Consider the following 15,459-nt stretch of genomic DNA (forward strand, 5'->3'; position numbering starts at 1 on the left):
CGACAGCGAAGCGCAACCCGACAGCCAAGCGCAGCCCGACAGCGAAACGGCGCGACCCGACAGCCAAGCGCAGCCCGGACGTGCCGGCGCTCGTGGCGCTGCTGCTCGGCGTGGCCGGGGTCGGCTACCGGCTGGTGCTGATCCTGCTCACGGTGCCGGCCTCGAACAGCGACGAGGCGACGTTCGGCCTGGCCGCGCTGCACATCGCCGGCGGGCACGAGCGGCCGGTCTTCCTCTACGGGCAGCGCTACATGGGCGTGCTGGAGTCGTATCTGGCCGCGCCGCTGCTGGGCTGGGCCGGGCCGAGCTGGCCGCTGCTGCGGCTGCCGCTGCTCGCGCTCTACGCGATCTTCCTGTGGTTGGCGTACCGGTTGACCCGCCGGATCTTCTCCGGATGGCTGGCCGTGGTCGTGGTGGGTCTGCTGGCGCTCGGCTCGGAGCGGGTGGTGCGCGACCAGCTCACCGCCGTCGGCGGTCGGCCCGAGGTGAAGCCGGCGGTGCTGGCGTTGCTGCTGATCGCGGTCGCGCTGGGCGAGCGGCGGGTGCGGCACCGCTGGCTGGCCACCGGGGCGTTCGGGCTGCTCGCCGGCCTGGCGCTGTGGTCGGACTGGCTGATCGCGCCCTACCTGCTGGTGGCGGTGGTGGCGCTGGTCCTGGCCGTCCCCCGGGACCTGGTCGGCTGGCCGGGCGTGCTGCTCGTCGCCGGTTTCGCGGCGGGGATCGCCCCGGTGGTGAAGGACAACATCGTGGCGCCGGCCGGGCAGGACTCGCTGTCGGTGTTCCGGGAGATCAGCACGAAGGAGGGGGTCGCGCCGTCGCTCGCGGAGCGGCTGCACGGCGGGCTGCTGGAGGGGGTGCCGCTGGCGTCCGGGCTGTGCCCGATGGACGGCTGCGCGCGCTGGGCGCAGTGGTTCGGCGCGCTCTACCCGGTGCTGCTGCTGGCCGCCGCCGGGCTCGGCGTGGTCGCGTACCGCCGGGCCGTCGACCCGGCGGCCCGGGTGCGGGCGGTGGCGATCCTCGCCCTGGTCGTCGGCGCGGCGTTGACGCTGCTGGCGTACGTGCGCAGCCCGCTCGCCGCGACGGATCCGCTGGCGAACGCCCGCTACCTGTCGGTGCTCCAGATCTCGCTGCCGGCGGTGCTGTGGCCGCTGTGGCTGGCCGCCGCGCACGCGCCGCGGGCCACCGCGTCCGTCGCGGCCCGGCTGCGGGGCGTCGCGGCCACCGGTGTGCTGGCCGCGCTGACCGTCGCCACGCTCGCCGGCACGCTGGCGTTCGTGGCCGGCATGCCGGGGGTACGGGCCGAGGAGCGGTCCGCCCGCCGGCTCGCCGACGCGGTGCTGCGCGCCGACCTGCGTGAGGTGTACGGGGACTACTGGACCTGTGGCCGGCTGATCTTCAACACCGGGGAGGCGGTGGCCTGTGGCGTGCTCGACGGCGACCTGCGGCCGGGGCAGAACCGCTACCCGGCGTACTGGCGGCGGGTGGGCCTGGCGGCGCGGCCCGGGTACGTGCTGGCGGCCGGCTCACCCGCGGAACGCGCGTTGCGGCGGCTGCTCGGCGGGCGGGCGGACGCGGCGGTGGTGGCCGAGGTCGACGGCACCCGCGTGTACCGCCCGGAGCACGCGGTGCGGCCCTGGCGCTGAGCCGGCCCGTACGCTGTGCCGATGCTCATCCTGCTGCCCCCGTCCGAGGGGAAGGCCGAGGCCGGCGCCGGTCGGCGGCTGGACCTGTCGCGGCTGTCCCTGACCGAGTTGAACCCGGCCCGGGAGGCGGTGCTGACCGCGCTCGTCGACCTGTGCGCCGGCCCGGACGAGTCGGCGGCGCGTGACGCGCTCGGGCTGAGCGAGGGGCAGCGCGGCGAGCTGCGACGCAACGCCCGGCTGCGGGCGGCGGCCACCGCGCCGGCCGGGCGGCTCTACACCGGGGTGCTCTACGAGGCGCTGGACCTGCCCACGCTGCCGGCGGCGGCGCAGCGGGCGGCCCGCCGGTCGGTGCTGATCAGTTCCGGCCTGTGGGGCGCGCTCCGGCTGACCGACCGGATCCCGCCCTACCGCTGCCCGATCGGGGCGCGGCTGCCGAGCGTCGGGGCGCTGTCGGCGTACTGGCGCTCGGTGTTGGGGCCGGCGATGACGGCGGCGGCCGGCGCCGGCCCGGTGCTGGACCTGCGCTCCGGCGCGTACGCGGCCACGTGGACGCCGCGCGGGGCGGTCGCCGAGCGCACGGTGACGGTGCGGGTGCTGCACGAACGGGTCGTGGACGGGACGCCGACCCGGTCGGTGGTGAGCCACTTCAACAAGGCGACGAAGGGCCGCTTGGTCCGTGACCTGCTCCTCGCCGGTGCCCGGCCGCGCGGCGCGGACGCGCTCGTGGGGGCGTTGCGGGAGCTGAAGTACACGGTCGAGGAGGCGCCCCGGGCGACCGGTCGGCCCCGGCAGGTGGACGTGGTGGTGGCCGACCTCTAGAGCGACACCCGGTAGAGCCGGCCGACGGTCGCGCACGGGTCGGGCGTGACCCGGGCGGCGGCGGCGAGCAGCGTCAGGGGCTCGGTGCTCCGCCGCACCACGTCCGCGGCGGAGCCCGGGGGCACCGGCGGCAGATAGAGCTGACCGATGTCGTAGGTGGCGATCCACTGCCGTCGCCGCGCCACCGACAGTTCGTCGAAGTTGCCCGGGAGGTTCGCGGTCCACCTGCCGGTGAGGGCGGTGTGCCGGGCCATGACGGTGCCACTGCGCATGGCCATCGTGTGGTCGCCGTGGCAGCGGCGCAGCTCGCGTTCCACCGCGCCGCCGCCGAGGCTGTCCGGATCCGCGGGCACGGTGGCGAGCTGGTAGCCGAGTGCCCACCCGGCCGGCAGCACCAGCAGCGCCGCGCCGGCGGCAGCCCCCGCGCGCGGCCCGGCCAGCCACGCCGGGACCGGGGTCCGGCGGAGCAGCACGACGGCCGTCAGCACGACCAGCAGCACCACCAGGCTGAGGTAGCGCCGGTCCACGTAGCCGGTGCTCAGCTCCGCGATGCTCACCTCGGCGACGAGGACCGCGCCGGTGACCAGGAGGAGAAGCAGCCAGCGCGGCGCGCGGCGGACCGGCAGCCACCGGCGCAGGAGGAGCAGCCCGATCCCGGCGGTGGCCACCACCGTCGGCGACAGGATGCCGGCCTTGACCACCGACAGGGCCATCAGGGGCACGTTGCCGACGACCCGGGCCAACCACCCGAGCGGGTCGTCCGCGTAGGTGGGGACCTGGTCCACGTCGACCACGTCGGAGACGTAGAGCTGCGGCACGGCCGCCGCGACGATGCGGTTGTCCGCCGGGAACGGGGTACCGAAGTGCGCCAGCCCGTAGATCGCCCACGGTGTCAGCACGAGCGCGAAGACACCGCCGGCGAGCAGGAGCCACCGCCAGTCCCGGCGGCGGGTCAGGATCAACAGCGCCGCCAGCAGCGGCATCACGACGAGGGCGCCCGGCCGGGTGAGCACCAGGCCGCCGGCGGCGGCCCCGGCCAGCGGCCAGGCCGGCGCGGGCCGCCGGGCCGCCGCCAGCAATGCGAGGAGCAGCAGGCCGAGCAGGAGCCCGGCCAGCGGGAAGGTGCGCGCCGCCAGCACCTCGTCGAGGTACGGGGTGAAGCCGAGCAGGCCCACGGTGACCACCGGACCGAGACCGCGTACGCCGATCCGGCGGCCCAGCGCCGACAGCGTCGCGGCGGTGCCGAGCACGCAGCCGACGGCGGCCACGAGACCGGCGTGCGGGCCGAGCCGGGTCACGGCCGCGGTGAGCCCGAACAGCACCGGCCACAGCGGTCCGTTGCCCATGACGTACGGCTCGGTGGTCTGGTAGCTGTGCCAGGAGTTGATGCGGAGGAAGTCCCGGCCGACGTGACGGGACTGCTCGTAGTAGGCCCACGAGTCGGGGCTGTACGGCGGCCCGTCCCAGTAGGTGACAAGCAGGACGGCGAGCGTCCCGAGCAGGACCGCCCAGCCGGCCGCGGCCAGCCACCTGGGCACGACCAGCCGCGGACGGGCGTCGACCGGCGCCGGGGCGGACGGGTCCGCGAGCCGGGTGGTCGCGCTCACGACCCCAGACCGATCGGCGCCGAGTCGGCTCGCTCGCCGGTCATCTGTGCGCGCAGGTACGGCCCCGGCGGCCCGGCTACGTGGCCGGGCGCTTCCGCCGAGTGGCACACCACCCGGTCCCGCACCGAGTACGTCGGACGGGCCCGGACCTCGACGAGGATGCGGGCGAGGTATTCCCCGAGCACCCCGAGGATGAGGAACAGGCCGGTGAGGCCGCCGGACACCAGGATCGCCAGGGTGGTCCAGCCCTGGATGAGGTCGGACTTGACGAGGAACACCGTGACCGCGTAGATGATCCCGGCGATCGACAGCGCCCCGAACCCCAGCGACAGCCGGTGGGCCAGGCGCAGCCCGAACCCGGAGAACGACAGCAGGACGTCGAAGGCGAGGCTTGTCGTCTCCCGGTCCAGGCGGCGCGGCCGGACCGCCGGGTCCACCACGGTCGGGGTGTAACGGAGATGTTCGTGCCGGTGCCCGAGGACCGCGTACAGGGCCTTGCGGTAGCGGACCTTCTCCCGCATGGCGAGCATCGCGGTCAACGTACGCCGGGAGGTCAGGCGCAGCCGTTCGGTGCGCAACGGGGTGTCCAGGTCGCTGTAGCGGTTGACCAGGCGGTAGAAGATCCGGCTGCGCAGCGACCCCTCGTCCCCGCTGGCGGTGACGATGTCGCAGCCGCGGGTCGTGGCGACTTCGTGCATCAGCGCGAGGGTGTCCAGCGGGAAGTCCGTGACCGGGCTCTCCACCTCGTAGACCCAGTCCCCCATCGCCTGGTCGAGCCCGGCCTTGATCCCGGCCTCCACGCCGTGGCGGCGGGCCAGCCGGATCACCACCGCGTTCAGCCGGTGCCGGGTGGCGCAGGCCGTCACCACCGGGGTCGGGTCGTCGAGCGAGTTGTCGTCGACCACCACCAGCTCGTGCAGCTCGAAGTGCGCGGCCAGCCACGGCCCCACCCGGTCCAGGAACGCCTCGAGGGCCGGCGCCTCGTCGCGGCAGTACAGCACCACGCTGACAAAGGACTTGTGTCTCACAGAGCATCATCCAGGTCGTAGATCGTGTTCACCTTGCCGCCGAACAACGTGACGAACGACGGTCGCTCGCGCTCGACCCGGATGAGCGTCGGGCGGGAGTCGTCGACCTCCGCCGCGCGCAGCACGGCCCGGACCGCGAACATGCTCTCCATGTGCCGCAGCCCGTCCGCGGTCGGCAGGAACCGCCGGGTCAGCGCCTGCATGTACGGATAACTGCTGACCGGGCGCGCGGGACACGTGCCGCAGTTGGCCAGCGCGGTCGGCAGGCAACCCGGTACCCGGCTCTGGCAGGCGAAGGTGGGCACCCCGTCGGCGCTGGTCAGGCGCGGTGAGTAGGCCACCGCGTACAGGCTGTGCCACGGGCTGAGCCCGAACGGCATGAGCGAGAAGAACGGCCCGTCCATCACGGTGATCGCCACGTCCCGGTGCGCCGGCGCGTCGAGCAGGACCATCTCGCACAGCTCGTACTTGAGCGGCACCGGGGTCAGGCCGAATGCGGCGAGCAGGGCGTTGGTGCCGGCGTATGTCGCGTTGACCACGCGGCCGGTGGTGATCCGGGTGCCCGACCGCAGCGTCACCTGCCACTCCGCGCCGTCGCTGCCCGCCTCCGCCACGGTGTCGCCGAGGAACCAGCGGAGCCGGTCCGCGTAGGCCTCCAGTCGGCCCAGCAGCGCCGTGCGCAACGCTGGCGCGTCGAAGCTGAACTCGTCGGTCTCGTACGCCGCCTCGACGCTGCCGTCGAGGAAGAACTCTCCCGGGTCGATCCGCTTCGCCGGCACCCCCACGGTGGCGCAGAACTTCTCGAAGTGGGCGGCGTCCACGAAGGAGCCTTCCGCCGCTACCGCGTACAGCGAGCGGAAGTGATGGTTGACGGCGGTGGGGAAGTCGCGGAGGAAACGCTCGTAGTAGCCGGCCGAGCGGAGTGCCGTGTAGACGCTACGCGGGTAGTGGTAGCCGTTGTGTCCGCGGGCCTGGTTGACGAGGCTGGCTCGCACCAGTGGGCGCCGGTCCACGTCGACCACCGCGACGGACAGCCCCTGGAGGAGCAGCCGCCGGGCCGCCCACAGGCCGAAGACGCCGGCGCCGAAGACCACCGCATCAATGGGAATCCGTCCCTTTGTCACGCGCAGACGCTAACATCTCGCTTGACCTATTTAAGTGATTTGATACGAGGTGAGGGATGCTCACAGGTTTGGTGGGCTGTACCGGTTTCGTCGGCGAGAACCTCGCCCGGCAACGCGCCTACGACCTCCAGGTCCGTCGCGCCACCGTCGGCGCGATCGACGGGCGACGGTTCGACCGGTTGGTGATCAGCGCGGCGCCGGGCCTGAAGTGGCGGGCGAACGCCGAACCGGACGCCGACGCGCTCGCCGTGGACACGCTGATCGACCACCTGCGCACCACCACGGCGGACGAGGCGGTGCTCATCTCCACCGTGGACGTCTACCCCGACCCCCGGGGGGTGGACGAGGCCACTCCGGTCGAGCCGGCCGACCACCCGCAGGCGTACGGCCGCAACCGGCTGCGGCTGGAGCGGTTCGTGCAGAAGCACTACCCGCGCAGCATGGTGCTCCGACTGCCTTCCCTGTACGGCCCCGGCCTGCGGAAGAACCTCATCTACGACCTGGTCAACGGGCGGACCGAGGAGTTCTGCCACCGGGCGTCGACATTCCAGTTCTACGACCTCCAACGGCTGACCGCCGACCTGGACCGCGCCCACGCCGCCGCGTTGCCGGTGCTCAACCTGGCCACCGCGCCGCTCGCCGCCGACACCGTGGCCCGGGAGGTCTTCGGACGTGCGCTGAGCTGTGACACGGTGCCCCGAATCGACTACGACATGCACACCCGGCACGCCGAGGTCTTCGCCGCCGACGGGCCGTACGTCTGCCGCCGGGACGAGGTGCTCGCCGGGCTGCGGGCGTTCGCCGGAGCGCGGGTGCCGGCATGAGAGTGGCGTTCAGCAACATCGCCTGGGAGCCGGAGGACGACGAGAAGGTCGCCGACGTGCTGCGGCGCACCGGGGTCGAGGGCATCGAGGTGGCGCCCACGAAGGTCTGGGCGGACCCGGCCGCCGTCTCCCCCGTCCAGGCCCGCGACTACGCCCGCTCATGGGCTCGCGCCGGCCTGCCGGTGGTCGCCGCCCAGTCGCTGCTCTACGGGCGGCCCGACCTCACCCTGTTCGGGCCGGAACGGGAGGAGTTCGTGTCGTACCTGGGCCGGGTGGTCGACCTGTGCGCCGCGATGGGCGCCACCGCCCTGGTCTTCGGCAGCCCTCGCAACCGCCGTCGCGACGGCCTGCCGGTGGAGGCGGCCGACCGGATCGCCGTCGACGTCTTCGACCGACTCGCGCGCCGGGCGGTCGCGGCCGGGACGACCATCTGCCTGGAGGCCAACCCGGCGGTGTACGACACCGACTACCTGGTGCGGGCGGCGGAAGCCGCGGCTCTTGTGGCCGCCGTGGACTCACCCGGCCTGCGGCTGCACCTGGACAGCGCCTGCATGGCCCTGGCCGGGGACGACCCGACGGCGTGCGTGAACCGGTTCGCCCCGCTGCTGCGGCACACCCACCTCAGCGAGCCTCACCTGCGGCCGGTGGGCGACCCGGATCCACGTCACCGCGACTTCGCGGCCGCCCTGCGCGGCGTGGGCTACGACCGGCACCTCAGCGTGGAGATGCGTCCGGCCGAGGGCGACCGGCTGGCGGCCGTCGAGCGGGCCGCCCGGTACGCCGTGGCCCTGCGCGGTGACCGGTCATGACCGACACCCGCGAACTGAGCCGCCCCGATCGACAGGTGCCGCGCCACGAGCGACACGACTTCGCGCCCCGCCGTAGCCGCTACGCGGTGGTGGTCCCAGTGATCAACGAGGGCGAGCGGCTGCGCGCCCAGTTGCGCCGGATGCACGACTGCGGCCACGGTCTGGACGTGCTGATCGCCGACGGGGGCAGCACGGACGGCTCGGTGGACGACGACTTCCTGGCCGCCCACGGCGTGCGGTCACTGCTGGTCAAGACCGGGCCGGGTCGGCTCAGCGCCCAGCTGCGGATGGCGTTCGCCGCCGCTCTGGACGACGGCTACCAGGGCGTGATCACCGTGGACGGCAACGGCAAGGACGGCGTCGAGGCGATCACCCGGTTCGCCGCCCGGCTGGACGAGGGGTACGACTACGTGCAGGGCTCCCGGTTCGTCCGGGGCGGCCGGGCGGTGAACACCCCCTGGTCGCGTTACCTGGGCATCCGACTGCTGCACGCGCCGATGCTGTCGGCCGGCGCGCGGAAGTGGTACACGGACACCACGAACGGCTTCCGGGGCCACTCGGCGCGGCTGCTGACCGATCCCCGGGTGGGCGTGTTCCGGACCGTCTTCGACGCGTACGAGCTGCTGACGTATCTACCGGTGCGCGCCGCCCGGGCGGGCCTGCGGGTGTGCGAGGTGCCGGTGACCCGGGCCTACCCCCGCGGGGCGGTGCCCACGAAGATCACCGCCTGGTCCGGCAACCGGGACATGCTGGCCGTGGCCGCACGCGCGGCGACCGGCCGGTACGACCCGAAGCCAGGATAGGGAACGGCTCGGCGGCGGTCAGCCGCAAATTTTGCTCAAGGCTCGGGCGCAGCGGTTCCCCGGCCGGCCGTCGGGGGCCACGGTAGAGGCACCACGACGCCGACCTAGGAGCTGTGCCGATGCTCTCCGAGCCCACCACGCTGCTCGACCGGCCCCGCCCGTCGTCGCCGCCCCCGCCGCTTGACTGGCTGACCCTGGCCGGCGCCTTCGAGGTCGCCTGCCTGGTGCGCTGCACCCCGCCCCCGGCCGCCGACGTCCGCCGGCTCGACAGCGATCCGTACCGGGGCGGGACCGCCGAGTTCAACCGGGAGGACGCGGCGCGCCGGATGCGGCAGCTGCTGCGCCGGCTCGACGTGCCGGTGGAGCACGAGCTGACCACGGGTGGGCTGCGCCGTCGCTACGAGCTGCACCGGCTGTCGGTGCCCCCGGGGCACCGGTCGGCGTACGCGAACCTGCTCGCGGCGGGGTGGCGGCAGGGGCGGCGGGAGTTGCTCGGCGGGCCGGTCCCCGGCGCCTCGACGGCGCGCCGGCTCTGGCGTCCCCGGCTGGCCGCGGCGGCCTGGCGGGCGGCGCTGCTCGCCGGCGGCCGGCACGTACGCCGGCACTGCCTCGGCATCCGGCTTGCGGACCGGGACCTGGCGGCGGTGCTGGTGCGCGGCGCGGCGCTGCTGGAGGTGCCGGCGGTGCTGCGCCCGGGGTCGGGCTGCTTCCTGGTGAGCGTCTCCAACGGCGAGCACCGGGTACGCATCACCGAGAGCGCCGCCCTGGGCTGACCACGGCGGGGTTGCGCGGCGGCGGGTGCACGGCGCAGAGTGCAGCCCGTGAGCCGACACTGGTCTGTGCGCGGCCGGCGCCGGACCGCGGCCCCGCTGGCGCTGCTGCTGCTCGTCACCGTCGGCGTGGCCGGCTGCCGGGACGAACCCGCGAGCCGGGTGCCGATCCGGATCGCCACCGGCAGCCCCACCGCCGTCTACCACGCCTTCGGCAAGTCGCTCGCCGCCCTGCTCAACCGGGAACTACCAGGGGTGCGGGCCGAGGTGATGGTCACCGCCGCCTCCGCGCAGAACGTCCGGCTGGTCGGCGCCGGTGACGCGGAGCTGGGCTTCACCCAGGCCGACGTGCTGCCGGCCCGCGAGCCGGAGCACCCGGCGGTGCTCGCCGTCGCCCGGGTCTACGACGACCTGCTGCACCTGGTCACCACCGCCGACGGCCCGATCCGCACGCTCGCCGACCTGCGCGGCCGTCCCGTGTCGGTGGGCGCCGACGGTTCCGGCACCGAGATCACCGCCACCCGGCTACTCGCGGTGGCGCAGCTCGGCGGCGACCGGGTACGCCAGGAGCACCTGGGCCTCGACGACTCGGTGGCCGCCCTGCGGGAGGGCCGGATCGACGCGTTCTTCTTCTCCGGTGGCCTGCCGGTGCGCGGCGTCGCCGACCTGGCCCAGGAGACGTCGCTGCGGATGGTCGACCTGGGTGAGTGGACCGAGCCGCTGCGACGCGCGTACGGGCAGGTCTACGTGACCCGGGACATTCCCCGCTCGGTCTACCGGACGGAGCCGGTCAGCACCGTGGCGAACCCGAACTACCTGATCGTCAACGCCAACCTCCCCGCCGAGCTGGTGCGCGAGGTGACCCGGCTGCTGATGGATCGCCGGGAGGAGCTGGCCGCGGCGCACCCGGCGGCCGGTCGGATGAGTCCCCGGTCGGCGATCGTCACCACTCCGCTGCCGCTGCACCCGGGCGCGGCGCAGTGGTATCGCGACACCAAGCCCTGATCGGGGTCAGCGCCCGACGGGTTCGCCGTGGCGCTCCGGCGCGGAGGGCCGGTCGGGCGCATCGGGCTCGTCGAACGCGTCCGGGTCGTCGGGCGGCGCCGGGAACCACAGCTCGGCGACCAACCCCCGGGGGTCGCCCTGACGCATGGTGAGCCGGCCGTCGGACGCGTCGACGAGCACCGCGGCGATGGTCAGCCCCAGACCCGCGCCGTCCACGTTCTGCGCGTCCGGCGCCCGCCAGAACCGCTCGGTGGCCTGGCCGAGTTGGCTGGCCGTCATGCCGGGGCCGGTGTCCCGCACGGTGAGCGCCGTCCCGCCGTCGGCGGGGCGTACCGTCACCGTCACCTCTCCCCCGGCGCCGCTGAACTTCACCGCGTTGTCGATCAGGGCGTCGAGCGCCTGGTCGATGGCGGTCGGCACGGTCCGGGCGTACGCCGGCCCGTCGCCCGCGTCGAGCCGGAGCGTGACCGCCCGGTGCCGGGCCAGCGGCAGCCAGGCCGCGACCCGGGACGCGGCCGCCGCACCGGCGTCCACGGTGACCCGCTGGTTCTCCTCCCGCTCGGCTCGGGCCAGGGTGAGCAGCGCGTCGAGCACGGTGGCCAGCCGGTCGGTCTCCTCAAGCGCCAGCCGGTGCTCGGCCCGGCCGTCCGGGTCGGTCAGGCTCGGCCCCAGTTCCTCCACCCGCAGCCGCAGCGCGGTCAACGGGTTGCGCAACTGGTGGCTGGCGTGCGCGACGAAGGCCCGCTGCCGGTCCATCACGTCGGAGACCGCGTCGACCATGTCGTTGAAGCTGGTCGCCAGCCGGCGCAGCTCGGGCGGGCCGAGCCGGGGTCGGACCCGGGCGGTGCGGCGCCCCCCGGCGATCTCGTGGGTCGCGGTGTCCAGCTCGGTGACCGGGCGCAGCACCCAACCGGCCAGCCCGAACGCGGTGGAGACGCAGGCCAGCACCGCGAGCAGGCCGATGCCGGCAAGCGTCACCCACCACAGGGTGACGGCGCGGCGCACCCGGTCCGCCGGGGTGGTGGTGACCACCGCGCCGAGCACCTCACCACCGTCGTTGATCGGGACCGCCGTCACCAGCGGCCCGTCCACCCACGGCCAGACCGACTCCGGGCCGCTGAACTGCTGCCCGGACAGCGCGGTGTCGAGCGCCGGGCCGGTGCCCGCGCCCGGCTCCCACCGGGTCGAGGCGGCCACGGTACGGCGGTCCCGGTCCACCACGGCCGCGCCGATGCGGTAGAGGTCGTCGTAGGCGGTCAGCTCCCCACCCAGCGGGCCGGGGCTGCCGCCGCGCAGCGCCGGGCCGGCGAGCGAGGCGAACCGGGTGGCGTCGGCGAGCCGGTCGGCGCGGACCCGGTCGGTCTCCCGGGAGGCGAGCGTGACCGCCAGCGGGGTTTCCAACGCGATCAGCACCAGCACCATCAGCAGCAGATAACTGATCACCAGCCGGCGGCGCATCGGGACCCCCTCACACGCCGCGGAGCCGGTAGCCGACCCCGCGTACGGTCTCCACAAGCGTCGGGTCGCCGAGCTTGCCGCGCAGCGACCCGACGTGCACCTCGACGGTGTGCCGGTCGGCCCAGGTGGTGCCCCAGACGTCGAGCAGGATCCGGTCCCGCGGGACGGCCACCCCGGGCTGGCGGGCCAGCGAGAGCAGGATGTCGAACTCCTTGCGGGTCAGCGTCACCGCCTGCCCGGCCACGCTGACCGTCCGGCCGCCCACGTCGATGCGGACCGTGCCCGCCTCGATCAGGTTGCGTTCCGGGACGGTGTGCGACGCCCGGCGCAGCACCGCCTCGATCCGAGCCTGCAACTCCACCATCGAGAAGGGCTTGACCACGTAGTCGTCGGCGCCCAGCCGTAGGCCCAGCACCCGGTCGCGTTCCTCGCCGCGGGCGGTCACCGCGATGATGCCGATCTGGCTGCTGCGACGGCGCAACTCACGGCACAGGTCGGTGCCGTCGCCGTCGGGCAGGGTCAGGTCGAGCAGCACCAGGTCGCAGGGGGCGGCGGAGAGCGCGGCGGCGGCGGTGGCGGCGTGTTCCACCTCGTAGCCGCGCCGGGTCAGCGCGGACGACAGCGCCGCGGCGACCCGACGGTCGTCCTCGACCAGGAGGATCCGCACCCGTGCCTCCGTCCGCTTGAGGAGTTGCCCAGGGAATGGTGGCAGACGCGCCGCCCCGGCGCGAGGGCGCTCTAGGCTGCGGTGGTGATCTACAAGATTCTCGCCGACGACGAGTGGCGGGCGGCGCGGGCGGCCGGAAGCTTCGCCGGCACGGCCATGGACCGGCAGGACGGCTACCTGCATCTTTCCGCCGCCGACCAGGTGGTGGAGACCGCGCGCCGCCACTTCGCCGGGGTCACCGGCCTCACCCTGCTCGCCGTGGACGAGGCGCCGCTCGGTGACGCGCTGCGGTGGGAGGCGTCCCGCGGTGGCGCGCTCTTCCCGCACCTGTACGGCGTGCTGCCGGTCGACGCGGTGGTGACGGCCCATCCGCTGCCGGCGGACCGGCCGGCCGCCGACGCGGTGGCCGAACTGCTCGCCTGAGCCGCTCGTTATGCTGCGTCGAGCCCGCCCGACGGCGCGACGCGCGCCCTGCCACGATGCGAGTTGAGATGACTGACAGCAACGACCCGTCCGCCTCCGTCTTCGTCCACCCGACGGCCGACGTGGAGTCCGGTGCCCGGGTCGGCGACGGCACCAAGGTCTGGCACCTGGCGCACATCCGGTCCAGCGCCCGGGTCGGCGCCGGCTGCGTGATCGGCCGCAACGTGTACGTCGACGCGACCGTCACCGTCGGCGACCGCGTCAAGATCCAGAACAATGTCTCGGTCTACCAGGGCGTCACCATCGAGGACGAGGTCTTCGTCGGCCCGTGCGCGGTGTTCACCAACGACTTCCGGCCGCGCGCCCAGAACCCGGACTGGACGATCACCCCGACGCTGGTCCGCCGGGGCGCATCGATCGGCGCCAACGCCACGCTCGTGTGTGGCATCGAGGTCGGCGAGTACGCGATGATCGCCGCCGGCTCCGTGGTGACCCGGGACGTCAAGCCCTACCAGCTGGTGGCCGGCAACCCGGCCCGGCCGAAGGGCTGGGTCGACGCCAAGGGCGAGGTCGTCTCCCGGGACGTCGACAACCCGCCGCACCAGGGCTGAGCACGCGACGGGGGCGACGACCGGTCCGGTCGTCGCCCCCGCGTGTCGGCGGGTCGGTCAGCCGCAGAGCCGCCCGATCTCGTCCCGGAACCGGTCCATCGGGTTCGACCCGGCCGGGCCGAGCAGGTATTCCTTCAACTCCCGCCGCGCCTCGGCCATCGGGTCGTCCCCACCCCGGGTCACGTCGAGGATCTTGGCCAGCTCGCCGCCGTCCGCGGAGAGCAGGTACGCCGCCCGCGCCGTCGGGAACTGCCGCCGGAAGTCGTCCTCGGGCAGACCCGCCGGGTTGGCCACCACGTACGGCCGCTCGCTCTGCACGAAGTCGGAGACCACACTCGACACGTCGCTGACCAGCAGGTCGGTGACGTTGAAGCAGTCGAACAGCGACGGCGTGCGGCCGGTCACCACCAGGTGCGCGGCGCCGTCGAGCGAATCGGGATCGGTCTCGCCCCCGGCCGCGCGGATCCGGGCGACGATCCGCTCGTGCGCCGCCTTCGCCTTCGGCGAGCGGGTGCCGGTCAACGGGTGCGGCTTGTAGACCACCCGAAGGTTCCCGGCGGACAGCAGCCCGGACACGATCCGCTCCCCCATCAGCACCAGCGACGTGTGGAACGGGTCGTCGTCCAGCCAGCCCTCCCAGGTGGGGGCGTAGAGCACGGTGAACAGGTGGTCGGCGGCGCCGGAGCCGAACGTGTGCACGCCGGCGAGCTGCGGGCGGCCGACCTCCACGATGTCGCGGTCCAGCACGCCGACGCCGGCCCGGGCGTACCGCTCCCGGCCCGCCGGACCGGCCACCCACACCTCGTCGTACACCTTGCTGTAGGGGTTGACGCTCGCCGCCTTGTCGCTGTCGCCGTGGCCGACGAAGACGTGCTTCACGCCCGGCTCACGCAGCAGGTGGATGTTCGCGCCGACGTTCGCCGCGTACAGCGCGACCCGCAGCGAGCCCAGGTCGAGGTTCATGAAGTCGACCCCGGCCGGCACGCAGATCACCGGCAGCCGGGTGTCCGCCAACTGGGGGAACGCTTCCGCGGCCCGCAGCAGCACCACGGCGCGCCGACCGGTCGCCGCCAGCGGCGCGAGCCACATGTTGGCCTGGTAGACGTCCTTGGCCGGGCCGGCGAAGTAGAGCGCCACCTCGGGCTTCTCCCGGGCCAGCCAGTCGTGCACGGCGGGCAGCACCCCCGGGCTCGTGCCCCGGCCCCGCAGCACGGTCAGCGCCAGCACCGCGGCGGTGACCAGACCCGCGGCCAGGGTGACCAGGCCGGTGACCACCACCGGGGTGACCCGGTCCGCCGCGGCGGCCACCACGGCCGCCGGCACCAGCAACACGTTGAGCAGTGGCAGCCGCAGCCCGGCGAGGTGCCGCGCCCAGGCCGGCGGGACCGGGACGCGACGCAGCGCGCCGAGGTCGATGTTGCGGGTGAACGCCGGCGGGTCGACCCGCCCCTCGACCGACTTGGTGACCGCGGTGGTGCCCACCGCCAGGGTCCAGAGCGCGGCGGGCAGCAGCAGCACCGCGATCGTGCCGGCCACCCCGGGACGGACCGCGGCGATCACCAGCAGGGCCACCGACAGGTCCCGCACCAGCCGCCGGAACGTCCACCCGACGCCGGCCTTGGCGAGCAGCTGGGCGGTCCCGCCGTACCGGGTGGCGAGCGCCAGCTCACCGCCGAGGGCGACCGCCGCGGCCACCGCGTACGGGAACACCAGGCCGAGGACGCCGGCGAGGATCATGACGCCGTACCCGAGAAGCGTCGCGCCCACCGCGGCCAAACCCTGCTGGCTGCGTAATCTGCTGAACAACGGCATGCTCCCTGTCTGCCCGGCAATGTCGGCGAGGCCCGATACCGACGGCTGCGACCCTA

15 protein-coding genes are annotated in these 15,459 nt (G+C 74.3%); 9 read left to right on the forward strand and 6 right to left on the reverse strand.

Features of this window, described 5'->3' with window-relative positions; all coding sequences use genetic code 11:
• The first annotated feature begins 80 nt into the window (after positions 1–80).
• Entirely contained in the window at positions 81–1,643 is a 1,563-nt protein-coding gene (locus O7602_RS18620; RefSeq protein WP_281590385.1) for a hypothetical protein, read from the forward strand.
• A 21-nt stretch (positions 1,644–1,664) separates the two neighbouring features.
• On the forward strand, positions 1,665–2,462 hold the full coding sequence (gene yaaA / locus O7602_RS18625) for a peroxide stress protein YaaA (RefSeq protein WP_281583911.1): 798 nt from the start codon (positions 1,665–1,667) through the stop codon (positions 2,460–2,462).
• Here yaaA and O7602_RS18630 read toward each other — a convergent pair.
• The 3 genes from O7602_RS18630 to O7602_RS18640 are packed head-to-tail and all read right to left on the reverse strand — an operon-like array spanning position 2,459 to position 6,221.
• On the reverse strand, positions 2,459–4,069 hold the full coding sequence (locus O7602_RS18630; RefSeq protein WP_281583912.1) for a hypothetical protein: 1,611 nt from the start codon (positions 4,067–4,069) through the stop codon (positions 2,459–2,461). The two genes, yaaA and O7602_RS18630, sit on opposite strands and share 4 nt — an antisense overlap.
• Entirely contained in the window at positions 4,066–5,097 is a 1,032-nt protein-coding gene (locus O7602_RS18635; RefSeq protein WP_281583913.1) for a glycosyltransferase, read from the reverse strand. Before O7602_RS18635 ends, O7602_RS18630 begins: the two co-directional genes overlap by 4 nt.
• Positions 5,094–6,221: an FAD-dependent oxidoreductase gene (locus tag O7602_RS18640; RefSeq protein ID WP_281583914.1), complete on the reverse strand. Its 1,128-nt coding sequence runs from the start codon at positions 6,219–6,221 to the stop codon at positions 5,094–5,096. The genes O7602_RS18635 and O7602_RS18640 overlap by 4 nt, the downstream gene beginning before the upstream one ends.
• A 56-nt stretch (positions 6,222–6,277) precedes the next feature.
• Between O7602_RS18640 and O7602_RS18645 the strand changes: the two genes are divergently transcribed.
• The 5 genes from O7602_RS18645 to O7602_RS18665 all read left to right on the forward strand — a co-directional run bounded on the left by O7602_RS18645 (position 6,278) and on the right by O7602_RS18665 (position 10,432).
• On the forward strand, positions 6,278–7,045 hold the full coding sequence (locus O7602_RS18645) for an NAD-dependent epimerase/dehydratase family protein (RefSeq protein WP_281583915.1): 768 nt from the start codon (positions 6,278–6,280) through the stop codon (positions 7,043–7,045).
• A complete protein-coding gene (locus O7602_RS18650; RefSeq protein ID WP_281583916.1) occupies positions 7,042–7,854 on the forward strand; it encodes a sugar phosphate isomerase/epimerase in 813 nt (270 codons plus the stop codon). The genes O7602_RS18645 and O7602_RS18650 overlap by 4 nt, the downstream gene beginning before the upstream one ends.
• On the forward strand, positions 7,851–8,657 hold the full coding sequence (locus O7602_RS18655; protein ID WP_281583917.1) for a glycosyltransferase family 2 protein: 807 nt from the start codon (positions 7,851–7,853) through the stop codon (positions 8,655–8,657). Before O7602_RS18650 ends, O7602_RS18655 begins: the two co-directional genes overlap by 4 nt.
• A gap of 119 nt (positions 8,658–8,776) precedes the next feature.
• Positions 8,777–9,430 (forward strand): hypothetical protein, encoded by a 654-nt coding sequence (locus O7602_RS18660; RefSeq protein WP_281583918.1) that lies wholly within the window; start codon positions 8,777–8,779, stop codon positions 9,428–9,430.
• 48 nt (positions 9,431–9,478) lie between these two features.
• Positions 9,479–10,432, forward strand: a complete 954-nt coding sequence (locus O7602_RS18665; RefSeq protein ID WP_281583919.1) for a TAXI family TRAP transporter solute-binding subunit — start codon at positions 9,479–9,481, stop codon at positions 10,430–10,432.
• Between the two features lie 6 nt (positions 10,433–10,438).
• Here O7602_RS18665 and O7602_RS18670 read toward each other — a convergent pair whose 3' ends face one another.
• Positions 10,439–11,890: an ATP-binding protein gene (locus O7602_RS18670; protein WP_281583920.1), complete on the reverse strand. Its 1,452-nt coding sequence runs from the start codon at positions 11,888–11,890 to the stop codon at positions 10,439–10,441.
• 10 nt (positions 11,891–11,900) lie between these two features.
• Positions 11,901–12,557, reverse strand: a complete 657-nt coding sequence (locus O7602_RS18675) for a response regulator transcription factor (RefSeq protein WP_281583921.1) — start codon at positions 12,555–12,557, stop codon at positions 11,901–11,903.
• Positions 12,558–12,641: 84 nt separating this feature from the next.
• Here O7602_RS18675 and O7602_RS18680 point away from each other — a divergent pair, with 84 nt between their 5' ends.
• Together O7602_RS18680 and O7602_RS18685 are read left to right on the forward strand one after the other, a co-directional pair.
• Positions 12,642–12,980 (forward strand): DUF952 domain-containing protein, encoded by a 339-nt coding sequence (locus O7602_RS18680; protein ID WP_281583922.1) that lies wholly within the window; start codon positions 12,642–12,644, stop codon positions 12,978–12,980.
• A gap of 68 nt (positions 12,981–13,048) precedes the next feature.
• Positions 13,049–13,591, forward strand: a complete 543-nt coding sequence (locus O7602_RS18685) for an acyltransferase (protein ID WP_281583923.1) — start codon at positions 13,049–13,051, stop codon at positions 13,589–13,591.
• Between the two features lie 57 nt (positions 13,592–13,648).
• Here the strand turns inward: O7602_RS18685 and O7602_RS18690 are convergent, their stop codons facing one another.
• The gene (locus O7602_RS18690; RefSeq protein WP_281583924.1) at positions 13,649–15,403 is read right to left on the reverse strand and encodes a CDP-glycerol glycerophosphotransferase family protein; all 1,755 of its coding nucleotides are present in this window, start codon (positions 15,401–15,403) and stop codon (positions 13,649–13,651) included.
• Positions 15,404–15,459 lie beyond the last annotated feature (56 nt).

Origin of the sequence: Micromonospora sp. WMMD1128, assembly GCF_027497235.1 — a bacterium.
Classification (GTDB): domain Bacteria; phylum Actinomycetota; class Actinomycetes; order Mycobacteriales; family Micromonosporaceae; genus Micromonospora.

Bases quoted from the DNA above. Each gene is read 5' to 3' on its own strand.
- yaaA (WP_281583911.1), top strand. From the start codon at position 1,665: ATGCTCATCCTGCTGCCCCCGTCCGAGGGGAAGGCCGAGGCCGGCGCC.
- O7602_RS18655 (WP_281583917.1), top strand. From the start codon at position 7,851: ATGACCGACACCCGCGAACTGAGCCGCCCCGATCGACAGGTGCCGCGC.
- O7602_RS18670 (WP_281583920.1), bottom strand. From the start codon at position 11,890: ATGCGCCGCCGGCTGGTGATCAGTTATCTGCTGCTGATGGTGCTGGTG.
- O7602_RS18690 (WP_281583924.1), bottom strand. From the start codon at position 15,403: ATGCCGTTGTTCAGCAGATTACGCAGCCAGCAGGGTTTGGCCGCGGTG.
- O7602_RS18645 (WP_281583915.1), top strand. From the start codon at position 6,278: ATGCTCACAGGTTTGGTGGGCTGTACCGGTTTCGTCGGCGAGAACCTC.
- O7602_RS18660 (WP_281583918.1), top strand. From the start codon at position 8,777: ATGCTCTCCGAGCCCACCACGCTGCTCGACCGGCCCCGCCCGTCGTCG.
- O7602_RS18685 (WP_281583923.1), top strand. From the start codon at position 13,049: ATGACTGACAGCAACGACCCGTCCGCCTCCGTCTTCGTCCACCCGACG.
- O7602_RS18650 (WP_281583916.1), top strand. From the start codon at position 7,042: ATGAGAGTGGCGTTCAGCAACATCGCCTGGGAGCCGGAGGACGACGAG.